Raw genomic sequence first — 2,100 nt, forward strand, 5'->3', positions numbered from 1 at the left:
CTTTTTTGTTTGCCCAGCGAAGCTGGCAAACCCGCCAGGTTGTAAGAAGCCTGGATCACCCTGACTGAGGGGAAGATAATCCGAATGGCAAGGGCGTTGCTGGCCAACGGCAGGGTCTGAAGGAAGCCATAGGAAGTTAGAGGTACACAACGTAAGTGAACCTGATTCGGCAGGACAGGAGGGTAAGCGTGCAAAATAGCGTGAAGCCCGATACTCAGTCAGTCCTGTTTTGTGTTTGAGGGTGGAATTTCTAACAGGGAGCCAGTGCAGTAACTGGGGAAGCCTGACACTATCTCTGGTGATAAACCAGAAACATCTATCCAAGAGGCGACTCAAGGAAGGTGTTGGTGCGAGGTGGCAGATGATGCCGTAGTAGTGAGTAAGGCTCGGCCTGTGAAAGCCAGTAATGGTGCGGAGGATAAAACCGAGCTGACCATCAACACGATGTTTGATGGAGTCGTTAACAGTCAAAAGCTGATAATGATTGCGAAGGGCGGAAGTACATAGTAAGTCTGTGATGAGCAGATGTTTTTTTTTAGTGGTACACGAGTCGATTAGCTATCGAGGTCTTTGTACTGGGTTTGTCGTGGAGACGACAGACTGATTACGAAACTGTACTTGGGAGTAACGTTGTAAAAGTTAAGTAGATTGCCATTGTGCTAGCACGCTTAACCGCAACGTGAAACAGACCAACACGAAGAGAAAACACCCGCCCCCACACAGCACACCATCTTCGGGGAGAAGCGTGCGAGTTTATTATAGTTTGTACGGTCATTTACTTAATAAAGCAAGACTGTACAAGGGGTTTAAAAAGGTATTCAAAGCGAAAGGCGCGGCCGGAATCGATGGGCAGAGCCTGAGTGAGTTTGCCTCAAATCTGGATAATGAACTTACCCAGCTTCTTCTCGAACTCAAAACCAAGCGCTATCAACCGCAGCCGGTTAGACGGGTTACCATTCCGAAAGACGGTGGAGGAGAGCGCTTACTGGGTATCCCAACGGTAAGGGACAGAGTAGTTCAACAGTGCTTGAATGACATCCTTACACCGATATTCGAAGAGCAGTTCCATCCATCAAGCTTTGGTTACAGACCTAAGCGGAGCTGTCACGATGCTATTAATAAAGCCACGATGTTCATCCGTCGATACGGACGAGAGCATGTGGTGGATATGGACTTGTCGAAATGCTTCGATAAGCTGGACCATAGGCTTATCATAGCGGGTATCAAGCGACGGGTACGCGATGGCAGTGTGCTGAATCTCATTGTTCAGCTCTTACAAAGCGGTGTAATGGTTGATGGGCATTGGCAGCAGACAGAAACAGGAAGTCCGCAAGGTGGCGTGATAAGTCCACTGATAGCGAACATCTATCTGGATGCGTTCGACAAGGAAATGAAACAGCGTGGTCACCGTATTGTGCGCTACGCAGATGACATCCTTATCCTGTGTTGTAGTCGTGCAGCGGCAGAAAATGCTAAAGCACAGGCAACATATATCTTAGAAGAAAAGCTAAAGCTGAGCGTAAACACGAGCAAAACACACATCACACATAGTGATGAAGGTGTAAAGTTCCTCGGGGTAGAAATCGGGACGAAACAGACCCGCATACAGCCGAAGAAAATTATCGCGTTCAAAGCCAAGCTAAAGCAGATGACGAAACGCAATGGAGGGATCCCGCTGCACTCAGTCATTAAAATACTAAATCCACTATTAAGAGGGTTCAGTCACTACTTCAAGATAGCCAATGCGAGCAGGACATTCAGGCAACTTGCAGGCTGGCTAAGGCGCCGCTTGCGCAGTATCCAACTTAAGTTATGGAAAAAGGCGAGCCGCCTCCATCGCTGGCTACGGCAGCATGGGTACAAGGGTAAGTTCGCATCCATAAACATGACGAGTTGGCGTAGCGCAAAAAGCCCTCTGGCAAGCTACGCGATGCCAAACAGCTGGTTCGATAAACTCGGACTGATAAACCTGGAGCATGTTGAAACTGGATATGTGTTTAGCAATTATGCTAAATAACTATGTGCATGAGCCGTATACGAGGCCCGTATGTACGGTTCTGTGAGAGGGATGAGGCGGTGACGCCTCACCCTACTCGATAT

1 protein-coding gene is annotated in these 2,100 nt (G+C 48.3%); it reads left to right on the plus strand.

The annotated features are described in order from the left end of the window. Positions 1-745: 745 nt before the first annotated feature. Positions 746-2,017, plus strand: coding sequence for a group II intron reverse transcriptase/maturase (gene ltrA / locus DEU29_RS13840; RefSeq protein ID WP_133540987.1), 1,272 nt, complete (start codon positions 746-748; stop codon positions 2,015-2,017). Positions 2,018-2,100 lie beyond the last annotated feature (83 nt).

The sequence above is a fragment of the Idiomarina aquatica genome, from assembly GCF_004362895.1.
Lineage (GTDB): Bacteria > Pseudomonadota > Gammaproteobacteria > Enterobacterales > Alteromonadaceae > Idiomarina.